The organism is Nonomuraea sp. NPDC051191 (assembly GCF_044455665.1).
In the GTDB taxonomy this organism is placed as follows: Bacteria; Actinomycetota; Actinomycetes; order Streptosporangiales; family Streptosporangiaceae; genus Nonomuraea.
On the sequence record NZ_JBITEZ010000008.1, the window covers coordinates 1 to 16,268 of the forward strand.

The 16,268-nt window shown below is 70.9% G+C and carries 16 protein-coding genes; 4 read left to right on the plus strand and 12 right to left on the minus strand.

The features are described from left to right. Nucleotides 1-179: 179 nt before the first annotated feature. From ACIA8R_RS23435 to ACIA8R_RS23455, 5 genes are all read right to left on the minus strand, one after another. Entirely contained in the window at nt 180-1,034 is an 855-nt protein-coding gene (locus ACIA8R_RS23435) for a xanthine dehydrogenase family protein subunit M (protein ID WP_357707808.1), read from the minus strand. After that, the gene (locus tag ACIA8R_RS23440) at nt 1,031-3,400 is read right to left on the minus strand and encodes a xanthine dehydrogenase family protein molybdopterin-binding subunit (RefSeq protein ID WP_357707807.1); all 2,370 of its coding nucleotides are present in this window, start codon (nt 3,398-3,400) and stop codon (nt 1,031-1,033) included. Before ACIA8R_RS23440 ends, ACIA8R_RS23435 begins: the two co-directional genes overlap by 4 nt. Further along, entirely contained in the window at nt 3,397-3,879 is a 483-nt protein-coding gene (locus tag ACIA8R_RS23445; RefSeq protein ID WP_357707806.1) for a (2Fe-2S)-binding protein, read from the minus strand. The genes ACIA8R_RS23440 and ACIA8R_RS23445 overlap by 4 nt, the downstream gene beginning before the upstream one ends. A 72-nt stretch (nt 3,880-3,951) precedes the next feature. Then, nucleotides 3,952-4,155 (minus strand): hypothetical protein, encoded by a 204-nt coding sequence (locus ACIA8R_RS23450; protein ID WP_357707804.1) that lies wholly within the window; start codon nt 4,153-4,155, stop codon nt 3,952-3,954. Next, nucleotides 4,145-5,920 carry a PspC domain-containing protein gene (locus ACIA8R_RS23455; protein WP_397040324.1) on the minus strand — a complete coding sequence of 592 codons (1,776 nt, stop codon included), beginning with the start codon at nt 5,918-5,920 and terminating at the stop codon, nt 4,145-4,147. Before ACIA8R_RS23455 ends, ACIA8R_RS23450 begins: the two co-directional genes overlap by 11 nt. Nucleotides 5,921-6,034: 114 nt before the next feature. On the opposite strand from ACIA8R_RS23455, the gene ACIA8R_RS23460 reads away from it, so the two are divergent. The 3 genes from ACIA8R_RS23460 (at nt 6,035) to ACIA8R_RS23470 (ending at nt 8,939) form a co-directional block, all read left to right on the plus strand. After that, nucleotides 6,035-7,243, plus strand: a complete 1,209-nt coding sequence (locus ACIA8R_RS23460; protein ID WP_357707801.1) for a PspC domain-containing protein — start codon at nt 6,035-6,037, stop codon at nt 7,241-7,243. Continuing rightward, nucleotides 7,240-7,872: a response regulator transcription factor gene (locus ACIA8R_RS23465; protein WP_352323887.1), complete on the plus strand. Its 633-nt coding sequence runs from the start codon at nt 7,240-7,242 to the stop codon at nt 7,870-7,872. Before ACIA8R_RS23460 ends, ACIA8R_RS23465 begins: the two co-directional genes overlap by 4 nt. A 107-nt stretch (nt 7,873-7,979) precedes the next feature. Further along, the gene (locus ACIA8R_RS23470; protein WP_397040326.1) at nt 7,980-8,939 is read left to right on the plus strand and encodes a L,D-transpeptidase; all 960 of its coding nucleotides are present in this window, start codon (nt 7,980-7,982) and stop codon (nt 8,937-8,939) included. Between the two features lie 114 nt (nt 8,940-9,053). Here the strand turns inward: ACIA8R_RS23470 and pcrA are convergent, their stop codons facing one another. Continuing rightward, nucleotides 9,054-11,276, minus strand: coding sequence for a DNA helicase PcrA (pcrA, locus tag ACIA8R_RS23475; RefSeq protein WP_364086658.1), 2,223 nt, complete (start codon nt 11,274-11,276; stop codon nt 9,054-9,056). A 125-nt stretch (nt 11,277-11,401) separates the two neighbouring features. Between pcrA and ACIA8R_RS23480 the strand changes: the two genes are divergently transcribed. Beyond that, the gene (locus tag ACIA8R_RS23480; protein WP_397040328.1) at nt 11,402-12,121 is read left to right on the plus strand and encodes a PIG-L deacetylase family protein; all 720 of its coding nucleotides are present in this window, start codon (nt 11,402-11,404) and stop codon (nt 12,119-12,121) included. Between the two features lie 21 nt (nt 12,122-12,142). Here ACIA8R_RS23480 and ACIA8R_RS23485 read toward each other — a convergent pair whose 3' ends face one another. From ACIA8R_RS23485 to ACIA8R_RS23510, 6 genes are all read right to left on the minus strand, one after another. Further along, on the minus strand, nt 12,143-12,571 hold the full coding sequence (locus tag ACIA8R_RS23485; protein WP_397040330.1) for a PIN domain nuclease: 429 nt from the start codon (nt 12,569-12,571) through the stop codon (nt 12,143-12,145). Then, nucleotides 12,568-12,768: a type II toxin-antitoxin system VapB family antitoxin gene (locus ACIA8R_RS23490; RefSeq protein ID WP_357707796.1), complete on the minus strand. Its 201-nt coding sequence runs from the start codon at nt 12,766-12,768 to the stop codon at nt 12,568-12,570. The genes ACIA8R_RS23485 and ACIA8R_RS23490 overlap by 4 nt, the downstream gene beginning before the upstream one ends. A gap of 226 nt (nt 12,769-12,994) precedes the next feature. After that, on the minus strand, nt 12,995-13,675 hold the full coding sequence (locus tag ACIA8R_RS23495) for a CPBP family intramembrane glutamic endopeptidase (protein ID WP_357707794.1): 681 nt from the start codon (nt 13,673-13,675) through the stop codon (nt 12,995-12,997). 133 nt (nt 13,676-13,808) lie between these two features. Further along, nucleotides 13,809-14,066, minus strand: a complete 258-nt coding sequence (locus ACIA8R_RS23500; RefSeq protein WP_357707793.1) for a WhiB family transcriptional regulator — start codon at nt 14,064-14,066, stop codon at nt 13,809-13,811. An 89-nt stretch (nt 14,067-14,155) separates the two neighbouring features. Further along, nucleotides 14,156-14,803: a neutral zinc metallopeptidase gene (locus tag ACIA8R_RS23505; protein WP_357707792.1), complete on the minus strand. Its 648-nt coding sequence runs from the start codon at nt 14,801-14,803 to the stop codon at nt 14,156-14,158. Further along, nucleotides 14,800-16,200: a glutamate--cysteine ligase gene (locus tag ACIA8R_RS23510; RefSeq protein WP_364086013.1), complete on the minus strand. Its 1,401-nt coding sequence runs from the start codon at nt 16,198-16,200 to the stop codon at nt 14,800-14,802. The genes ACIA8R_RS23505 and ACIA8R_RS23510 overlap by 4 nt, the downstream gene beginning before the upstream one ends. Nucleotides 16,201-16,268: the final 68 nt, after the last annotated feature.

Consider the following 16,268-nt stretch of genomic DNA (forward strand, 5'->3'; position numbering starts at 1 on the left):
CGGCGTTCTGGGCGGTGGCCCTGATCTCGCTGCCGGCCGTCCTCGCCGTCGTGCGGTCGGGGGGGGGGGGGGGGGCGGCGGCGGGCCCCCCCCCCCCCCCCCCCCCCGCCGGCGGGGGGGGGGGGGCCCCGCCGGGGGGGGGGGGGGGGCCCCCCCCCCCCCCCCCCCCCCCCCCTCACTCAGGGGGACCCGGCGGCCGTGCGCACCGCCCGGTGGGTCAGGACGCGGGCCAGGTGGCGGCGGTAGTCGGGCTGGGCGTGCAGGTCGGCGGGCGGGGAGGTGCCGTCCGCGGCCTGCTCGCACGCCTGCCGCACCTGGTCGCCGAGCTCGACGCCCGGCAACGCGGCCTCCGTCGCGCGGGCGCGCACCGGCGTCGGGCCCATGTTCGTCAGCGCGACCCTGGCCTCGGCGATCGCGCCGTCGGAACGCCGGACCGCGGCCGCCACGCCGACGATCGCCCACGACTGCGCGGTCCGGTGGAACTTCTCGTAGTGGAAGCCCCAGCCCGCGCCCAGCTTCGGCAGCTTCACCCCGACCAGGATCTCCCCGGCCCGCAGCGACGTCTCCAGGTAGTCGACGAAGAACTCGGCGGCCGGGATCTCCCGCTCGCCCTCCGCCGACCCGGCCACGATCACGCCGTCCAGCGCCAGCACCACGGCGGGCAGGTCACCCGCCGGATCGGCGTGGGCCAGCGAGCCGCCGAACGTCCCCCGGTGCCTGATCGCCGGGTCGGCCACCCTGGCCGTGGCCAGCGCCACCAGCGGGACGCCGTCGTTCACCACTGGGGAGCGCATCACCTCGTCGTGCGTGGCCAGCGCGCCGATGAAGACGTGGTCGCCCCGGTCGTGCACGCCGTTCAGGCCGGGCAGGCGGCCGATGTCCACCAGCTTGGACGGGTAGGCCAGCCGCAGCCGCAGCAGCGGGAGCAACGACTGCCCGCCGGCCAGGACCTTGGCGTCCTCGTCGGAGGCGAGCTCCGCGCAGGCCGCCGCCAGCGAGTCGGGACGCACGTAGTCGAACGGTGCGGGGATCATCGCCGCGCTCCTTCCAGCGCTCGCCAGACACGCTCGGGCGTGCACGGCATCCGGACGTCGTCGATGCCGTACGGCCGCAGCGCGTCCACGATCGCGTTCACCACCGCCGGGGTCGAGGCGATCGTGCCGGCCTCGCCGACGCCCTTGACGCCCAGCGGGTTGCCGGTCGCCGGGGTCTCGGTCCGGTCCGTCGTGAACGAGGGCAGGTCCGCCGCCGACGGCAGCAGGTAGTCGGCCATGGTCGTGGTCAGCAGGTTGCCGTCGGGGTCGTAGACGGCCTCCTCGTACAGCGCCTGCGCCACGCCCTGCGCGATGCCGCCGTGCACCTGGCCCTCGACGATCAGCGGGTTGACCACCTTGCCGACGTCGTCCACGGCCACGTACGAGCGGATGCGGCTCATGCCCGTCTCGGTGTCCACCTCCATCGCGCACAGGTGCGTGCCGTGCGGGAAGGAGTAGTTGTCCGGGTCGAACGTGGCGTCGGAGTCGAGCCGCGCCTCCACGCCGTCGGGCAGGTCGTGCGCCTGGAAGGCGGCGTAGGCCAGCTCCTGGATCGTCCTGCTCGACCCGGTGCCGCGCACCTTGAACGCGCCGCCGCCGAACTCCAGGTCGTCCGGCGAGCATTCGAGCATGTGGGCGGCCAGCTTCCTGGCCTTCTCCCTGACCTTCTCGCACGCCTGCAGCACGGCGATGCCGCCCACGACCAGCGAGCGCGAGCCGTAGGTGTCCATGCCCTTGTGCGCGACGGCCGTGTCGCCGTGCAGCACGCGCACGTCCTCGAACGGCACGCCCAGCGCGTCGGCCACGATCTGGCTCCACGCCGTCACGTGCCCCTGGCCGTGCGGGGACGTGCCGGTGATGACCTCGACCTTGCCGGTCGGCAGCATGCGCACCGAGCCGTGCTCCCAGCCGCCCGCCCCGAACCTCGCCGCCCCGAGCAGCCTCGACGGCGCCAGCCCGCACATCTCCGTGTACGTGCTGACCCCGATCCCGAGCTGCACCGGATCGCCCCGGTCCCGCCGGTCGGCCTGTTCGGCCCGCAGCTTGTCGTAGCCGAACAGCGACAGCGCCTTCTCCGTGGCCGCCTCGTAGTTGCCCGAGTCGTAGGTCAGCCCCGAGATCGTCGTGTACGGGAACTCCTCGTGCCTGATCCAGTTGCGCCTGCGCACCTCCAGCGGGTCCAGGCCCAGCTCGGCGGCGAGCTCGTCCATCGTCCGCTCGATGCCGAACGTGGCCTCCGGGCGGCCCGCGCCCCGGTAGGCGTCCGTGGGCATCTTGGTGGTGAACACGCCCCGGCAACCGAACTCGTACGCGTCCATCTTGTAGATCGCGTTGAACATGGATGCCCCGAGCAGCGGCACCCCCGGCGTCACCAGCATCAGGTACGCGCCCATGTCCGCCAGCAGCTCCACCCGGAGCCCCCGGATGCGCCCGTCGGCGTCGGCGGCGAGCCGGATGCGCTGGAGCTGGTCGCGGCCGTGGTGCACGGTCAGGTTGCCCTCGGAGCGGGACTCGGTCCACTTGACCGGCCTGCCCAGCCTGCGCGCCATCAGCAGGCAGAGCACCTCCTCCGCGGTGACCTGCAACTTCGAGCCGAACCCGCCACCCACGTCGGGCGCGACCACCCGCAGGTCGTGCTCGGGGATGCCGGTCACGACGGCCAGCATCACCCGCAGGATGTGCGGGATCTGGGTGGAGGTCCACATCGTGAACGAGTCGCCGTCGGTGTCCACGAGCACCGCGCGCGGTTCCATCGCCGTCGGGATGAGCCGCTGCTGCACGTACGTCCGGTCGACGACGACCGCGGCGCCGTCGAACGCCGCCTCGACGTCACCCGAGGTGATCTTCATGGAGAACGCCTGGTTGCCCGCCTCGTGCACCTTCGGGCTGTCCGGCGACAGCGCCTCGGTCATGTCGAGCACCGCGGGCAGCGGCTCGTAGTCGACCTCGATGGCCTCCAGCGCGTCGGCCGCCCGGTACCGGTCGGTCGCGACCACGCAGGCCACGGCCTCGCCGACGTACCGGACCTCGGAGGTCGCCATCGGCGGATGGTCGGGGATGACGACGTCGTCGGTCACCGGCCACGCGCACGGCAGGCTGCCCTGCTCGCCGGCGAAGTCCTGGCCGCTGAACGCGGCCACCACGCCGGGCAGACCGCGGGCCGCCGACACGTCCACCCGGGTGATCCGGGCGTGGGCCATCGGGCTGCGCAGGAACATCACGTGCAGCGTGCCGGGCCGGGACAGGTTGTCCGTCCAGCGCGTGCGCCCCGTCAGCAGCCTGGCGTCCTCCTTCCGCCTGCGCGGCCGGCCCACCTCGTGGACGGCGTCCTGCCCGGTGACGGCCTCGGGGCTCGGCTCGCTCACTGCGTCCTCACCGCCTGCCCCATCTCCTGCGCGCCGCGCTTCACCGCGCGCACGATGTTGCAGTAGCCCGTGCAGCGGCACAGGTTGCCCTCCAGCCCGTGCCTGATCGACTCCTCCGACGGCTCCGGGTCCTCCCGTACCAGGTCGATCGCGGCCATGACCATGCCGGGGGTGCAGTAGCCGCACTGCAGCGCGTGCTCTTCGTGGAAGGCCCGCTGCATCGGGTGCATCGACCCGTTCGCGCCCAGGCCCTCGATGGTGACGACGTCGCCGCCGTCGGCCTGGACGGCGAGCACCGAGCAGCTCTTGACGCTCTTGCCGTCGAGCAGGACCGTGCACGCGCCGCAGTTGCTGGTGTCGCAGCCGACCGGGGTGCCGGTCCTGCCGAGCCGCTCACGTAGTAGATGGACGAGGAGGAGCCGCGGCTCGACGTCCTCCTCGTACTTGATCCCGTCGACGGTGACGGTGATTCGGGGCATACGTCCTCCCTCAGGAGCAGGGGGAAAGGCGGACACACCCGAAACTACGCCGGTGTTTTTCCCGGTCAAGGGTTACTTGCCGCGGACCACCCGCGCGATGATCGCCACCACCCCCGCGAAGGCCAGCCCCACGACGGTCACCCCGACCAGGATCAGCGCGTCCCTGAGCTCGCGGGTCACGACGAGAATGCCCAGCACCACGAACAACGTGCCGCTCAGCAGGGCCATCCAGTCGGTCCGGTGCAGCCGCCGGACGCGCTCGACGTCACGCGCCACGCCGCACCTCCATGTCGCCGAGGCCGCCACGCAGGTTCAGCACGATCGTGAACTCCTCGTCCGCGGACCTGATCTCGGGCTCCAGCACCTTGTCGAACTTGATGTCGACGCCGCCCCTGATCGACTGGTCGACCTTGATGTCGCCGACCTTGTTCGACGCGTGCACCTCGACCCTGGCCGTCGGCGGCACGATCACCGTCAGCTCGCCCACGGAGACCCTGGCGTCGAACGTCAGGCTCGTGCCCGGCAGCGCCTTCAGCTCCGTCAGGTCCAGCCGTCCCTCGCCGACGCCGACGTCGTAGACCCTGCCCGCTTCCGAGGGCTTGGTCAGGTACCAGGTGGAGTCGCCGACGTTGCGCGGCAGACCGCCCAGCATCAGGCCCACGCCGATCAGCAGCGCGACCGTGGTGCCCGCCGCGACGAGACCGGCTCCGCGGCCCCACCAGGCGGCGATGAGCAGCCCGGCGCCGATGGTGATGAGCACGGCGCCGCCGACGATGGTCGGGCTCACACCCGCGGCAGACCTGGCCTGGACCGCCACGACGATCCCTCCCACTATGATCGCGAGCAAGATGGTGATGACCCCGATGAACGACTTGGGGCGTCGTTGCCGTGGCGCCGGGCTGTGCGCCTGGCCGGGGGCCGGGCGGCCGTACAGGGCGGGGTCGTAGGGCGAGTAGCCGGCCTGCCGCCTGGCCGGGTCGAGCGGGCGGTAGGGGCCCTTCGGGGCGAAGGGCTCGCCGTAGCCGCTGTAGTCGATCGCGGTTCTGGGCTGGGGGCGGTAGCCGGGCGGCTCCTGCCGCGACGCCGCCTGCGGCCGCGGGGACTCGACCCGGGTCTTCGGGGACTCCGCTCGGGGGGCGTCCGTTCGGGGGGCATCTGTTTCGGGGGCCTCAGCCTGGCGGGTGGCGTCCGCTCGGGGGGCGTCCGTCTTGGGGGTTTCCGCCTGGCGGGTGGCGTCCTGCGGGAGCTCGTGCTCCGCCGTCACGGCCCCGGCGGCCTCCATCGCCTGCGCGGCCTCGATCTTCGACATCTCGGCCCGCTCTTCCTCAGCGGAGGGCGTCTCGGGCTTGTCCGTACGGGGAGCCTCGGGCTGCCGTCCGGCCGACATCGCCCGCAGTCGCGCGGCCACGGCCTCGGCGTGGGCGGCGGCCGTCGTCCTGGGGGCTGCCGTCCTGGGGGCGGGCGCGGGGGACTCGGGGTGGGCCGTCGCGGTGTCGCCCAGGCCGGACCAGCCGGGTTCGGCGGGACGCACCGGCGGGGTCGCGGGCGGCGCGTAGGGCGGCGCGGGCGACTCCGCGTCGGGGGAGCGCCGGCGACCGAGCCGCTCGGGCATCGAGCGGGCCAGCGCCAGCAGGTCGACGCCGCTGGAGTGGGCCGCGAGCAGCGAGACGGCCAGCAGCACGCCGACCACCAGCGTGCCGGTGTCGAGCCACACGGTCGCGAGGTTGAGCGCGAGACCGAACCCGAGCACCGCCGTCAGCAGCGCCATCACGGTCTCGGCGTCGAAGTCGCGACGGGTCCACTGCTCGATGATCCCCGGCCCGCCGTTGGGCTCCTTCATCAGCAGGAACGCCGCGATGTACAGGAAGATCCCGATGCCCGAGCCGAGCAGGAGCACGGCGAACGCCACGCGGAACACCACGGGGTCGATGCCGGTGTGCCGCCCGAGACCGGCGCAGACGCCCATGAGGAAGCGCCCTTCGCTGCTGCGTCGCAGCTCCCGGGGCGGGGCGGCGGGTTGCCTGGGCGGAGCTTCTGTCATGGAACCATCGTGGACCGTCGGGCGGGGTGACCGCATCCGGGAGACCCCTGACTCGACCCTGGGGGTTGTTCCCTGATGCCCGAAGTGCCCGCGACATGTGACGATGGCGATGTTATGGCAGACCAGAAGACACTTGCCGAGCCCACCGGCGATCGACCCTATCGCCGGATGCTCCGCCCCATGGAGGGCCGCCTGCTCGGCGGCGTGGCCCAGGGGCTGGCGGCGCAGCTCTCCCTCGATCCCGTCGTGATCAGGCTGATGTTCGTGCTGCTCAGCGTCGTGGACGGGGTCGGCATGGTGGCCTACGCCGTGCTGTGGATGATCACTCCGCGTGAGCCGTACGAGGGGCAGCCGCCGCAGCGCGACTGGAGCCAGCTCGCCGCCTTCAGCGCGATCGGCGTGGCGCTGGCCGCGTTCGGCTGGCTGACCGGGGCCTCGAAGGGCGGGATCGGCATGTTGCCGTTCGCCGTCGGCGGCATCGGCGCGCTCATCCTCTGGCAGCAGGCCGACCCCGAACGCCGCAAGAACTGGGTCAGCGGCGCGACCAAGAGCATCCGTACCAACCGCGTGCGCACGCTGCTCGGCGTGACGCTGGTCGTCATCGGCGCGGCCGGCTTCCTGTACGCCCAGGGCGAACTGGCCAAGGCCAGGCCCGGCCTGATGTTCACGGTCGTCGTGGTCGGCGGCATCGCGGTCATCGCGACGCCCTGGCTGGCCGGCCTGTGGAAGGAGCTCCAGCTCGAACGCCGCGAGCGCATCCGTCAGGAGGAACGCGCCGAGGTGGCCGCCATGGTGCACGACTCGGTGCTGCACACGCTCACCCTCATCCAGCGCGTCTCGAACGACCCCCGCGAGGTCACCAGGCTGGCCCGCTCACAGGAACGCGAGCTGCGCAACTGGCTCTACCAGCCCGCCCAGGACGCCGACGCCACCGTGGCCGCCGCCGTACGCAGGATCGCGGCCGAGGAGGAGGACTCGCACGGCGTGCCCATCGAGGTCGTCTGCGTCGGCGACCTCGACCTCGACCCGCAGGGCAAGCTGGCGGCGATGCTCAAGGCGTCCAGGCAGGCGATGGTCAACGCGGCCAAATATTCTGAGAGCCCGGCCATCTCCGTCTACGCGGAGGTGGAGGGCTTGGAGGTGACCATCTTCGTGAAGGACCGCGGAAAGGGCTTCGACCTTGAGGCGGTACCCCTCGACAGAATGGGCATCAGGGAGTCCATCATCGGGAGAATGGAACGTCACGGCGGCACGGCCAGGGTCCGCACCGAGCCCGGCGAGGGCACGGAAGTGATGCTGACGATGAAGGTGGACAAGCAATGACACGCGTGTTGATCGTCGACGACCACCGGCTGTTCAGATCCGGCGTACGCGCGGAGCTGGGCGACTCGATCGAGGTCGTGGGCGAGGCGGAGGACGTCGAGACGGCGGTCAAGGCCATCGCCGAGCACCAGCCCGACGTGGTCCTGCTCGACGTGCACATGCCCGGCGGCGGCGGCCAGGAGGTGCTGCGCCGCGTCCTCAGCACCGGCTCGCAGGTCCGCTTCCTCGCGCTGTCGGTCTCCGACGCCGCCGAGGACGTCATCGGCGTCATCAGGGGCGGCGCCCGCGGCTACGTGACCAAGAACATCAGTGGCAAGGAGCTCACCGACGCCATCCGCCGGGTGGCCGACGGCGACGCGGTCTTCTCGCCGCGGCTGGCCGGGTTCGTCCTCGACGCCTTCGCCTCGTCCGAGGCGCCGTCGATCGATCCCGAGCTCGACTCGCTCACCCAGCGCGAACGCGAGGTGCTGCGGCTGATCGCCCGCGGTTACGCGTACAAGGAGATCGCCAAGGAGCTGTTCATCTCGGTCAAGACGGTGGAGACCCACGTCTCGTCCGTGCTGCGCAAGCTCCAGCTCTCCAACCGGCACGAGCTGTCCCGCTGGGCCACCGCGCGCCGCCTGGTCTGACCCTGCTTTCTGGACCGTTACAAGGTCGTTACGGCCATTCGTAGACGAATCGCCCGTCTCAGTAGTCACACATGGAAGGAGAAGCACATAATCCAGGAGTAATCCCCTTGAATCGCGTCCCCCGGTTGCTTGCCATGGTCGCACTGCTGTCGGCTGCGGCCTGTTCAGCAGAAGGCGTACCAGCCCCGCAGGTCCCGCAGGCCCGGACGACCGCCTCCGTGGGCGCCGCCGCGGCTGCTCACGTCGCGGCTCCGGCCAAGAAGGTCAAGCTCGACATCGCCGACATCACTCCCATGGGGGAGACGTCGGAGAAGGTCGGCGTCGGTTTTCCGATCATCGTCACGTTCGACCGGGACGTGAAGGACAAGGCCGCCGTCGAGGCGCTGCTGGAGGTCCAAGCCGACAAACCGGTCGACGGCGCCTGGCGCTGGGTGTCGGCCCGCAAGGTCATCTACCGGACGAAGACGTACTGGAAGCCGCACCAGAAGGTGCTGTTCACCGCGCGCCTCAGCCAGCTCCCCGGCAACAAGGCCGAGGACGTCACCCGCCGCTTCGCCGTCGGCAACGCGAACATCTCGGTCGTGGACACCCGCAAGCACCAGATGAAGGTCTACCGGGACGGCAAGATCGCCAAGAAGATCGCGATCAGCGCCGGCCGCGGCGGCCTGCTGCGCAACGGCGTGGACGTCTACCTCACCACCAGCGGCGTGCACCTCACGATGGGCAAGAAGTCCGTCGAGACGATGACGTCGTCCTGGATGGGGGTGACCGACCCCAAGGACCCGCGCTACTACAAGGAGGAGATCCCCTGGGCGGTGCGCATCTCCGACAGCGGCGAGTACGTCCACCAGAGCGCCGGCTACTACCAGTACCTCGGCCGCTCCAACCAGAGCCACGGCTGCGTGCGCGCCACCCCCGAGGGCGCCAAGTGGTTCTACGGCATCGCCCAGCGCGGTGACGTCGTCAAGATCACCGGAACCAAGCGCAAGCTCGACTGGCGCAACGGCTGGAGCTACTGGCAGCTCAACTGGACCCAGTGGAAGCAGGGCAGCGCCCTCAAGCCCTGACCGTGACCCTGTCGGCAGGGCTCCCACCCAGGAGCCCTGCCACCCTGCGACCCCGGGCCGGGGCATGTCGTCAGGAGCCCGGCCGTCGAAGGCCGGGCGCCCGCTGACCAGGGGTCAGAGCTTCTCCAGGGGCGCGTACGCCAGCAGCAGCGTCTTCTCCCCGTCGCCACCGAAGTCGATCTTGACCTTGGTCTTCTCCGCCACCCCGTCCACGGCCACCACCGTGCCGAGCCCCCACTTGTCGTGCGTCACCCGATCGCCCACCGCCAGCGACGGGACCTGACGCGACCCGCCGCCCTTGGGCGCCGGCCGCGGGGTCGGCTCCCGCCGCGTCGCCGCGCTCCAGGCCGACTTCTCCGGGTCGGTACGCCAGTCGATGAGCTGCCCCGGCACCTCGTTCACGAACCGCGAGGCCGGGTTGAACGACGGCGACCCCCACGAGCTGCGCACCGCCGCCCGCGTGAGGTAGAGCCGCTTCTGCGCCCGGGTGATGCCGACGTAGGCCAGCCGCCGCTCCTCCTCCAGCTCCTTCGGCTCGCCCAGCGACCGGACGTGCGGGAACACGCCGTCCTCCATCGCCGTCAGGAAGACGACCGGGAACTCCAGCCCCTTGGCCGTGTGCAGGGTCATCAGCGTGACGACCCCCTGCCCGCCCTCGGCGTCGGGGATCTGGTCGGCGTCGGCCACCAGCGACACCTGCTCCAGGAACTCCACCAGCGTGCCCTCGGGATTGGCCTCCTCGAACTCCGAGGCCACCGAGACGAGCTCGTTGAGGTTCTCCAGGCGGGACTCGTCCTGAGGGTCTTCGGACGCCTCCAGCTCGGCGCGGTAGCCGGTGGCCACGAGGATCTCCTCGGCCAGCGTGGACGGCGGCACGCCCTCGGCCTTGGCGATCAGCTCCTCCAGCATCGCCACGAACTCGCGCACCGCGTTGAGCGAGCGCGTCGCCATGCCGTACGCCTCGTCGGCCCGGCGCAGCGCGTCCCAGAACGAGATGCGCTCGCGCGAGGACAGCGCCTCGATCATCGCCTCGGCCCGCTCGCCGATGCCGCGCTTGGGCACGTTGAGGATGCGCCGCATCGACACCACGTCGGCCGGGTTGGCCAGCACCCGCAGGTAGGCCAGCAGGTCCTTGACCTCCTTGCGCTCGTAGAAGCGCACGCCCCCGACCACCTTGTACGGCAGCCCGGTGCGGATGAAGATCTCCTCGAACACGCGGGAGGCGGCGTTGGTCCGGTAGAACACCGCGACCTCGCTGGGCTTGACGCCCTCCTCGTCGCTGAGCCGGTCGACCTCCTGGGCCACGAACATGGCCTCGTCGTGCTCGTTGTCGGCGACGTAGCCCACGATCTTGGGACCGTCGCCCTGGTCGGACCAGAGGTTCTTCGGCTTGCGCCCCTCGTTGCGCGCGATCACCGCGTTGGCCGCGGCCAGGATGTTCTGGGTGGAGCGGTAGTTCTGCTCCAGCAGGATCGTGCGGGCGTCGGGGTAGTCGCGCTCGAACTCCAGGATGTTGCGGATCGTCGCGCCGCGGAAGGCGTAGATCGACTGGTCGGCGTCGCCCACCACGCACAGCTCGGACATGTCGCCGCCCGAGCGCACCACGTCGCCGTCGGCGGTGCGCAGCTCGGGATGGCCCACCAGCTCGCGGATCAGGATGTACTGGGCGTGGTTGGTGTCCTGGTACTCGTCGACCAGCACGTGCCTGAACCGCATCCGGTAGTGCTCGGCCACCTCGGGGAAGAGCTGGAACAACGTCACCGTGTTCATGATGATGTCGTCGAAGTCCATCGCGCCGGCCTCGGTCAGCTTGAGCTGATAGGCCTTGTACGCCTGCGCGAGCGTCTTCTCCAGGTGCGAGCCCGCCCTGTCCAGCGCGGTCTCGTAGTCGACCAGCTCGTTCTTGAAGTTGCTGACCTGCGCCGAGAACGAACGCGGCGGGTAGCGCTTCGGGTCGAGCTCCATCTCCCTGCAGACCATCGCCATCAGCCGCTGCGAGTCGGCCTGGTCGTAGATCGAGAAACTCGACGGGAAGCCCAGCCGCTTGGCCTCGCGCCGCAGGATGCGCATGCAGGCGCTGTGGAACGTCATCACCCACATCGCCTTGGAGCGCGGGCCGACGAGCTTGTCGATGCGCTCCTTCATCTCGCGGGCGGCCTTGTTGGTGAAGGTGATGGCCAGGATCTCGCCCGGATGCGCGTTGCGCTCGGCCAGCAGGTAGGCGATGCGGTGGGTGAGCACCCGCGTCTTCCCCGACCCCGCCCCCGCCACGATGAGCAGCGGGCTGCCATGATGGATCACGGCCTCGCGCTGCTGGGGGTTGAGGCCGTCGAGCAAGGGGTGGTCAACAGAGACTTGGGTCGGCACCCACCTAGGTTAAGACGAGCCACCGACAAACGGCGCCCGGAATGCCTCCGACGGGGTGCCGGTTGTCCTCCGTACAGGGTCCAGGAAGGGGAGCCATGCTGCCGGAATCCGAGATCAACCGGGTACTTGTCGTCACCGCCCATCCCGACGACGTCGACTTCGGATCGGCGGGGAGCGTGGCGCAGTTCGTGGATCGGGGCGTGGAGGTCACGTACCTGCTGGTCACCGACGGTGACGCCGGCGGCAACGAGCGCACCCTGGACAACTCGGGAATGGCCGAGCTCCGCAGGACCGAGCAGCTCGCCGCCGCCAAGGCGGTCGGCGTGACGGACGTACGCTTCCTCGGCTACTCCGACGGCCGGGTCGTGCCCTCGCTCGACCTCCGGCGCGACATCGCCAGGGTGATCCGCCAGGTACGTCCGGACCTGGTCATCACCCACCACCCCGACCGCAACTACCAGTTCGTCGCCCCCAGCCACCCTGACCACCGGGCCGTGGGCGGCGCGGCCCTCGACGCGGTCTACCCCGACGCCCGCAACCCCTATGCCTTCCCCGAGCTGCTGCGCGACGAGGGCCTGGAGGCATGGACGGTCAGGGAGGTCTGGCTGAACGGCGGCCAGACCCCCAACCACTGGGTCGACGTCACCGAGGTCATGGACCGCAAGCTCGCGGCCTTGCAGTCGCACGTCAGCCAGGTCGCCCACGTCGAGGGCTTCGCCGATTTCGTCCGCGGCCGCTTCGCCGCCTGGGCCGAGCAGGCCGGCTTCGGCGAGGGCCACTACGCGGAGGGTTTCCAGGTCGTGCCCACGGCCTGACCTGGACGTTCCTCCCTCGGCTCAGGGGATGGAGCCCGGCGGCGCCACCCAGAGCGCGGGCTGCCCGGTGACCTCGGAGATGATGTCGAAGTCCCGGTCGTAGTGCAGGATCGTCGCCTGGTGCGCCTCGGCACAGGCGGCGATCAGCAGATCATTCAGCCCGACCGCCTGGTGGTGCGACCTGCCGGCGAGCATCGCCTGCACCTCCAGGGCCCTGCCGCCGACCTTTCTGTGCGTGATGGACAGGAGGCGGAAGCCCTCCCGCAGGTGGCGGGCGTCCCTCTCGTAGCCCTTGGGGTCACGGGCGCTGTGGAGCACCTCCAGTTGCGTGACCTCGCAGACGGCGAGCGTCCTGTCGAGCATGAGCGCTTCGAGGGCCTGATGGACCGCCGGATGCGGCATGCGGGCCAGGGCGCTCTTGTCGATGAGGTAGACCACTCCGGTGGTCACCACGCATGCTTCAGGAGCTCCGGGTCCAGGAGATCCGTATTGTCCCGTGTGCGCCAGTATTCGAAGGCCTCGCGTCGCTTGGCCCTCTGGGCGACCTCCTCCAGGGCGGCGTTCACCGTCTCCTTCATGGTCGATGTCCCCAGTTCGTGCTGGGCCAGCTCCAGAAGCCTCTTGTCGATGTCGATCACAGTACGCATACACCACCACCTCCGTACCTCCACCGGACGAATCTCTGATCCTGATGTGCGGCGTCCAGGGAGCCCGTCGGAGCTCCCGCGATGCGCGTCTCGGGTGAAGGTAGAGCCATCGGGGCGAGTCAAGTGGACCGTTCCAAAGGAAGTGGAAGGATCCTCAGCTTCGGAGGTGGAATCCTCATCCCGGCCTGGCACAAGTCTCTACCCGGCCGGAACCGATCATCCGGTTTCAGTGCTTTGCTGAGATCCTCGCGAAGAGGTAGCCGAGGGAGTTGGTCGCCAGATGCAGCATCGACGGCGCGAGCAGTCCGCCGCGGCGCCGGAGCTCGCAGAAGAGCACCCCCGCCGCCGCCGTGGACAGCACGCTGCCCGCCACCACCCGCGCGACGTCGAGGTGGGCGGGCGACTCGCCCGCGGTCAGCGCCCCGAGCGCCGGGTTCGCGCGGGCCATGTCGATCGCCGGGAGGATGTGCCAGAGGCCGAACAGGGCCGAGGAGACCGCCGTGGCGGCGACCGCGCCGTGCCGCCTGGCCAGCATGGCGTGCAGCGCGCCGCGGAACCCGACCTCCTCCAGCAGGACCGTGCCCAGAGGGACCTGGACCAGGGCCTCCTCCAGGGCGCGGGCGCGCGAGAGCGACAGGGCGCGCTCGTCGCGGAAGAGCGGCCGGGTGCGGGGTACGGCGATACCCACGGTGTAGACGGCGGCCACGGCCGTCGCCAGCGCGCCGCCGACGGCCGCGCCCCTGGGGGCCTGCTCGAATCCGAGCTCCCGCCAGGAGGCGCCGCTCCGGCGTGCCATGGCCACGAGCGCGGCGGTGGCGGCGACGGACGTCAGCGGGGCGAGCCTGGGGGCGATCTTGTTGTTGAGGACGTTGGCGGCGGTGAGGACGGCGATCGAGCGCAACAGCACCCTTGCAGGCTACGTCGCGCCACAGGACCCCGGCGTCGCACCGTCCGGCGGGGAAGCGCCGGGGGATGGCGGGGCGGGCTGTCCGGCGGGAACCCGTCCGGCGACGGGGGTGCGTCGGTCGGTGGGGGAGGTGTCAGGAGGCGGCGGAGTTGCGCCAGCCTGCGGGGAAGCGGGTGCGGCGGCGTTCCTGCGGGGTGAGGCCGCCCCAGATGCCTTCCGTCTCGCCCTCGCGTAAGGCGTAGGCGCGGCACTCGTTCACGACCGGGCAGCGGGCGCAGACCGCCTTCGCCCGGGCCTCCTGCAGCGGCGAGGGGGCGAGGGGGAAGAAGAGGTCAGGGTCGCTGGACCTGCACGCGCCTTTACGCAGCCAGCCGATCTCCTCCAGTGGCATGACTCCACCGTAGAGCCAGGTCATGATCAGACGCATCATCCTCTGGGCTGACCCACGGGTACATCCTCAGGAGACGTCCCGGCCCGTCCTCAGCAGCCGCCGACGCCGCCTTCGTAGCCGTCGGCGAAGGCGGACTGGCGTTGCTCGGCGGTGCCGTGGGCGGCGGGGTTCAGCCAGTCGTCCGTGGGGTCGCCGGCGGCCTCCAGGCTGGTCAGGAGCTCGTCCTCGTCACCGGGCTGGGCCTGCAGAGAGCCCGAGCGGACCAGGGCCGACAGCGTCCCGCCGGCATAGCAGTCGGCCTGCAGCTCGGCCTGGACGTTCAGCTCGAAACCGGTCCTGAGCTGGGCCTGGACGGCGTGCCCGAACTCGTGGGGAATGATCACGTACACCGAGCCGTCGCCCATGTCGTTCCACAGGGACTCCATCCACGACCGGTCGAAGGCGATGTAGTGGCCCTCGGGGCAGTAGAAGGCGTTGTTCGGCACGGACGGCTCGCCCCCGCACGAAGGACCGGAACTCCCGGAGTAAGGGATGAAGGCGGCGATGGGCCGATAAGTCATCCCCTGCTGGTCGAAGAACTCCGCCCAGAACGACTCGGTGAGCGTACGCGCGGTCCGCAGGTCGTCCTCGAAGGTGTCGGCCCCCTGGACGTCCCGGGACACGGGCCGGGTGTCGCCGCAGGCGGCGAGCAGCAGGACGAGGGCCAGGACGAGGACACGGGCGCGCACGAGGTTCACACGTCCCAAGTGTGCACCGGATCGTTGGCGTGCATGCGGTTGATGTAGTCCAACGTCATCGCGCGTAGCGCCTCGTGCCGGTCGCCGCCCTGCGCGCGCACCCGTTCGACCTGCCAGGTCGCGCCCGTACGGCCGGTCAGGCAGCGTCCCTCGATGATGCCGAGCAGCCGGTCGGCCACCGGCGTGTGCACGCCCCACTCGGCCAGGCCCGCGCGCGCCATGGGCAGCAGCCGGCGCAGGATCAGCTCGGCCGCCGGCACCTCGCCCAGCCCCGGCCAGTAGAGCCGGGCGTCCAGGCCGTGCCGGGCCGCGGCGGCGAGGTTGTCCTCGGCGGTGCGGAAGGACATCTGGCTCCAGATCGGGCGCTCGGCCGACGGGAGCACGCGCATCAGCCCGTAGTAGAACGCGGCGTTCGCGGCGATGTCGGCCACCGTGGGGCCGGCGGGCAGGACGCGGTTCTCCACGCGCAGGTGCGGCACGCCGTCCACGACCGCGTAGACGGGCCGGTTCCAGCGGTAGATGGTGCCGTTGTGCAGGGTCAGCTCGTGCAGGTGGGGGATGCGTCCCTGCGCCAGTTCGGCGCGCGGGTCCTCCTCCTCGCACAGGGGGAGCAGCGCCGGGTAGTAGCTGACGTTCTCCTCGAACAGGTCGAAGACGCTGGTGATCCAGCGCTCCCCGAACCACACCCGCGGTCGCACACCCTGCGTCTTCAGCTCGGCCGGACGGGTGTCGGTGGCCTGCTCGAACAGCGCGATCCTGGTCTCACGGTGCAGCTCCTTGCCGAACAGGTAGGGGGAGTTGGCCGCGACCGCGACCTGGGGGCCCGCGATGACCTGGGCGGCGTTCCAGTGCGGCGCGAACGCCTCCGGACTGACCTGGAGGTGGAGCTGCACGCTCGTGCACGCGGCCTCGGGCGCGACGCTGTCGGCGTGGGTGTCGAGGCGTTCCACGCCTTCGATGCACAGGTGCAGGTCCTCGCCGCGGGCGGCGAAGATCTGCTCGTTGAGCAGGCGGTAGCGGGGGTTGGCCGACAGGGTGCCCTCGCTGATGTCCTGCTCGCGCAGCGTGGGCAGGATGCCGACCAGCATCAGGTGCCCGTCCTGGGAGCGGGCGCGCTCCTCGGCGTGGTTGAGCCGCCTCCGTACGTCCTCCTCCAGGTGCAGCGGGCCGTCGCCGGTCAGCTCCCGAGGCTCGACGTTGATCTCGATGTTGAACTGGCCCAGCTCGGTGGCCCAGTCCGGCTGCTCGATCGCGGCCAGCACCTGGGCGTTGCGCATGGCGGCCTCGCCCTGGGCGTCCACGATGTTGAGCTCGATCTCCAGGCCCGCGCGGGGGCGTTCGAACTCGAAGCGGGACTCGCGCAACATCTGGGCGAAGACGTCGAGACATCGACGCACCTTTTCCCGATATTTCCGGCGATCGTCCCGGCTGAACACGACGACTGGTACGTCCCTGCCCATACCAG

Excerpts from the sequence above, each read along its gene's own strand:
- ACIA8R_RS23445 (WP_357707806.1), bottom strand. The coding sequence starts at position 3,879 with ATGCCCCGAATCACCGTCACCGTCGACGGGATCAAGTACGAGGAGGAC.
- ACIA8R_RS23490 (WP_357707796.1), bottom strand. The coding sequence starts at position 12,768 with ATGCGTACTGTGATCGACATCGACAAGAGGCTTCTGGAGCTGGCCCAG.
- ACIA8R_RS23435 (WP_357707808.1), bottom strand. The coding sequence starts at position 1,034 with ATGATCCCCGCACCGTTCGACTACGTGCGTCCCGACTCGCTGGCGGCG.
- ACIA8R_RS23465 (WP_352323887.1), top strand. The coding sequence starts at position 7,240 with ATGACACGCGTGTTGATCGTCGACGACCACCGGCTGTTCAGATCCGGC.
- ACIA8R_RS23455 (WP_397040324.1), bottom strand. The coding sequence starts at position 5,920 with ATGACAGAAGCTCCGCCCAGGCAACCCGCCGCCCCGCCCCGGGAGCTG.
- ACIA8R_RS23460 (WP_357707801.1), top strand. The coding sequence starts at position 6,035 with ATGGCAGACCAGAAGACACTTGCCGAGCCCACCGGCGATCGACCCTAT.
- ACIA8R_RS23500 (WP_357707793.1), bottom strand. The coding sequence starts at position 14,066 with ATGCCACTGGAGGAGATCGGCTGGCTGCGTAAAGGCGCGTGCAGGTCC.
- ACIA8R_RS23480 (WP_397040328.1), top strand. The coding sequence starts at position 11,402 with ATGCTGCCGGAATCCGAGATCAACCGGGTACTTGTCGTCACCGCCCAT.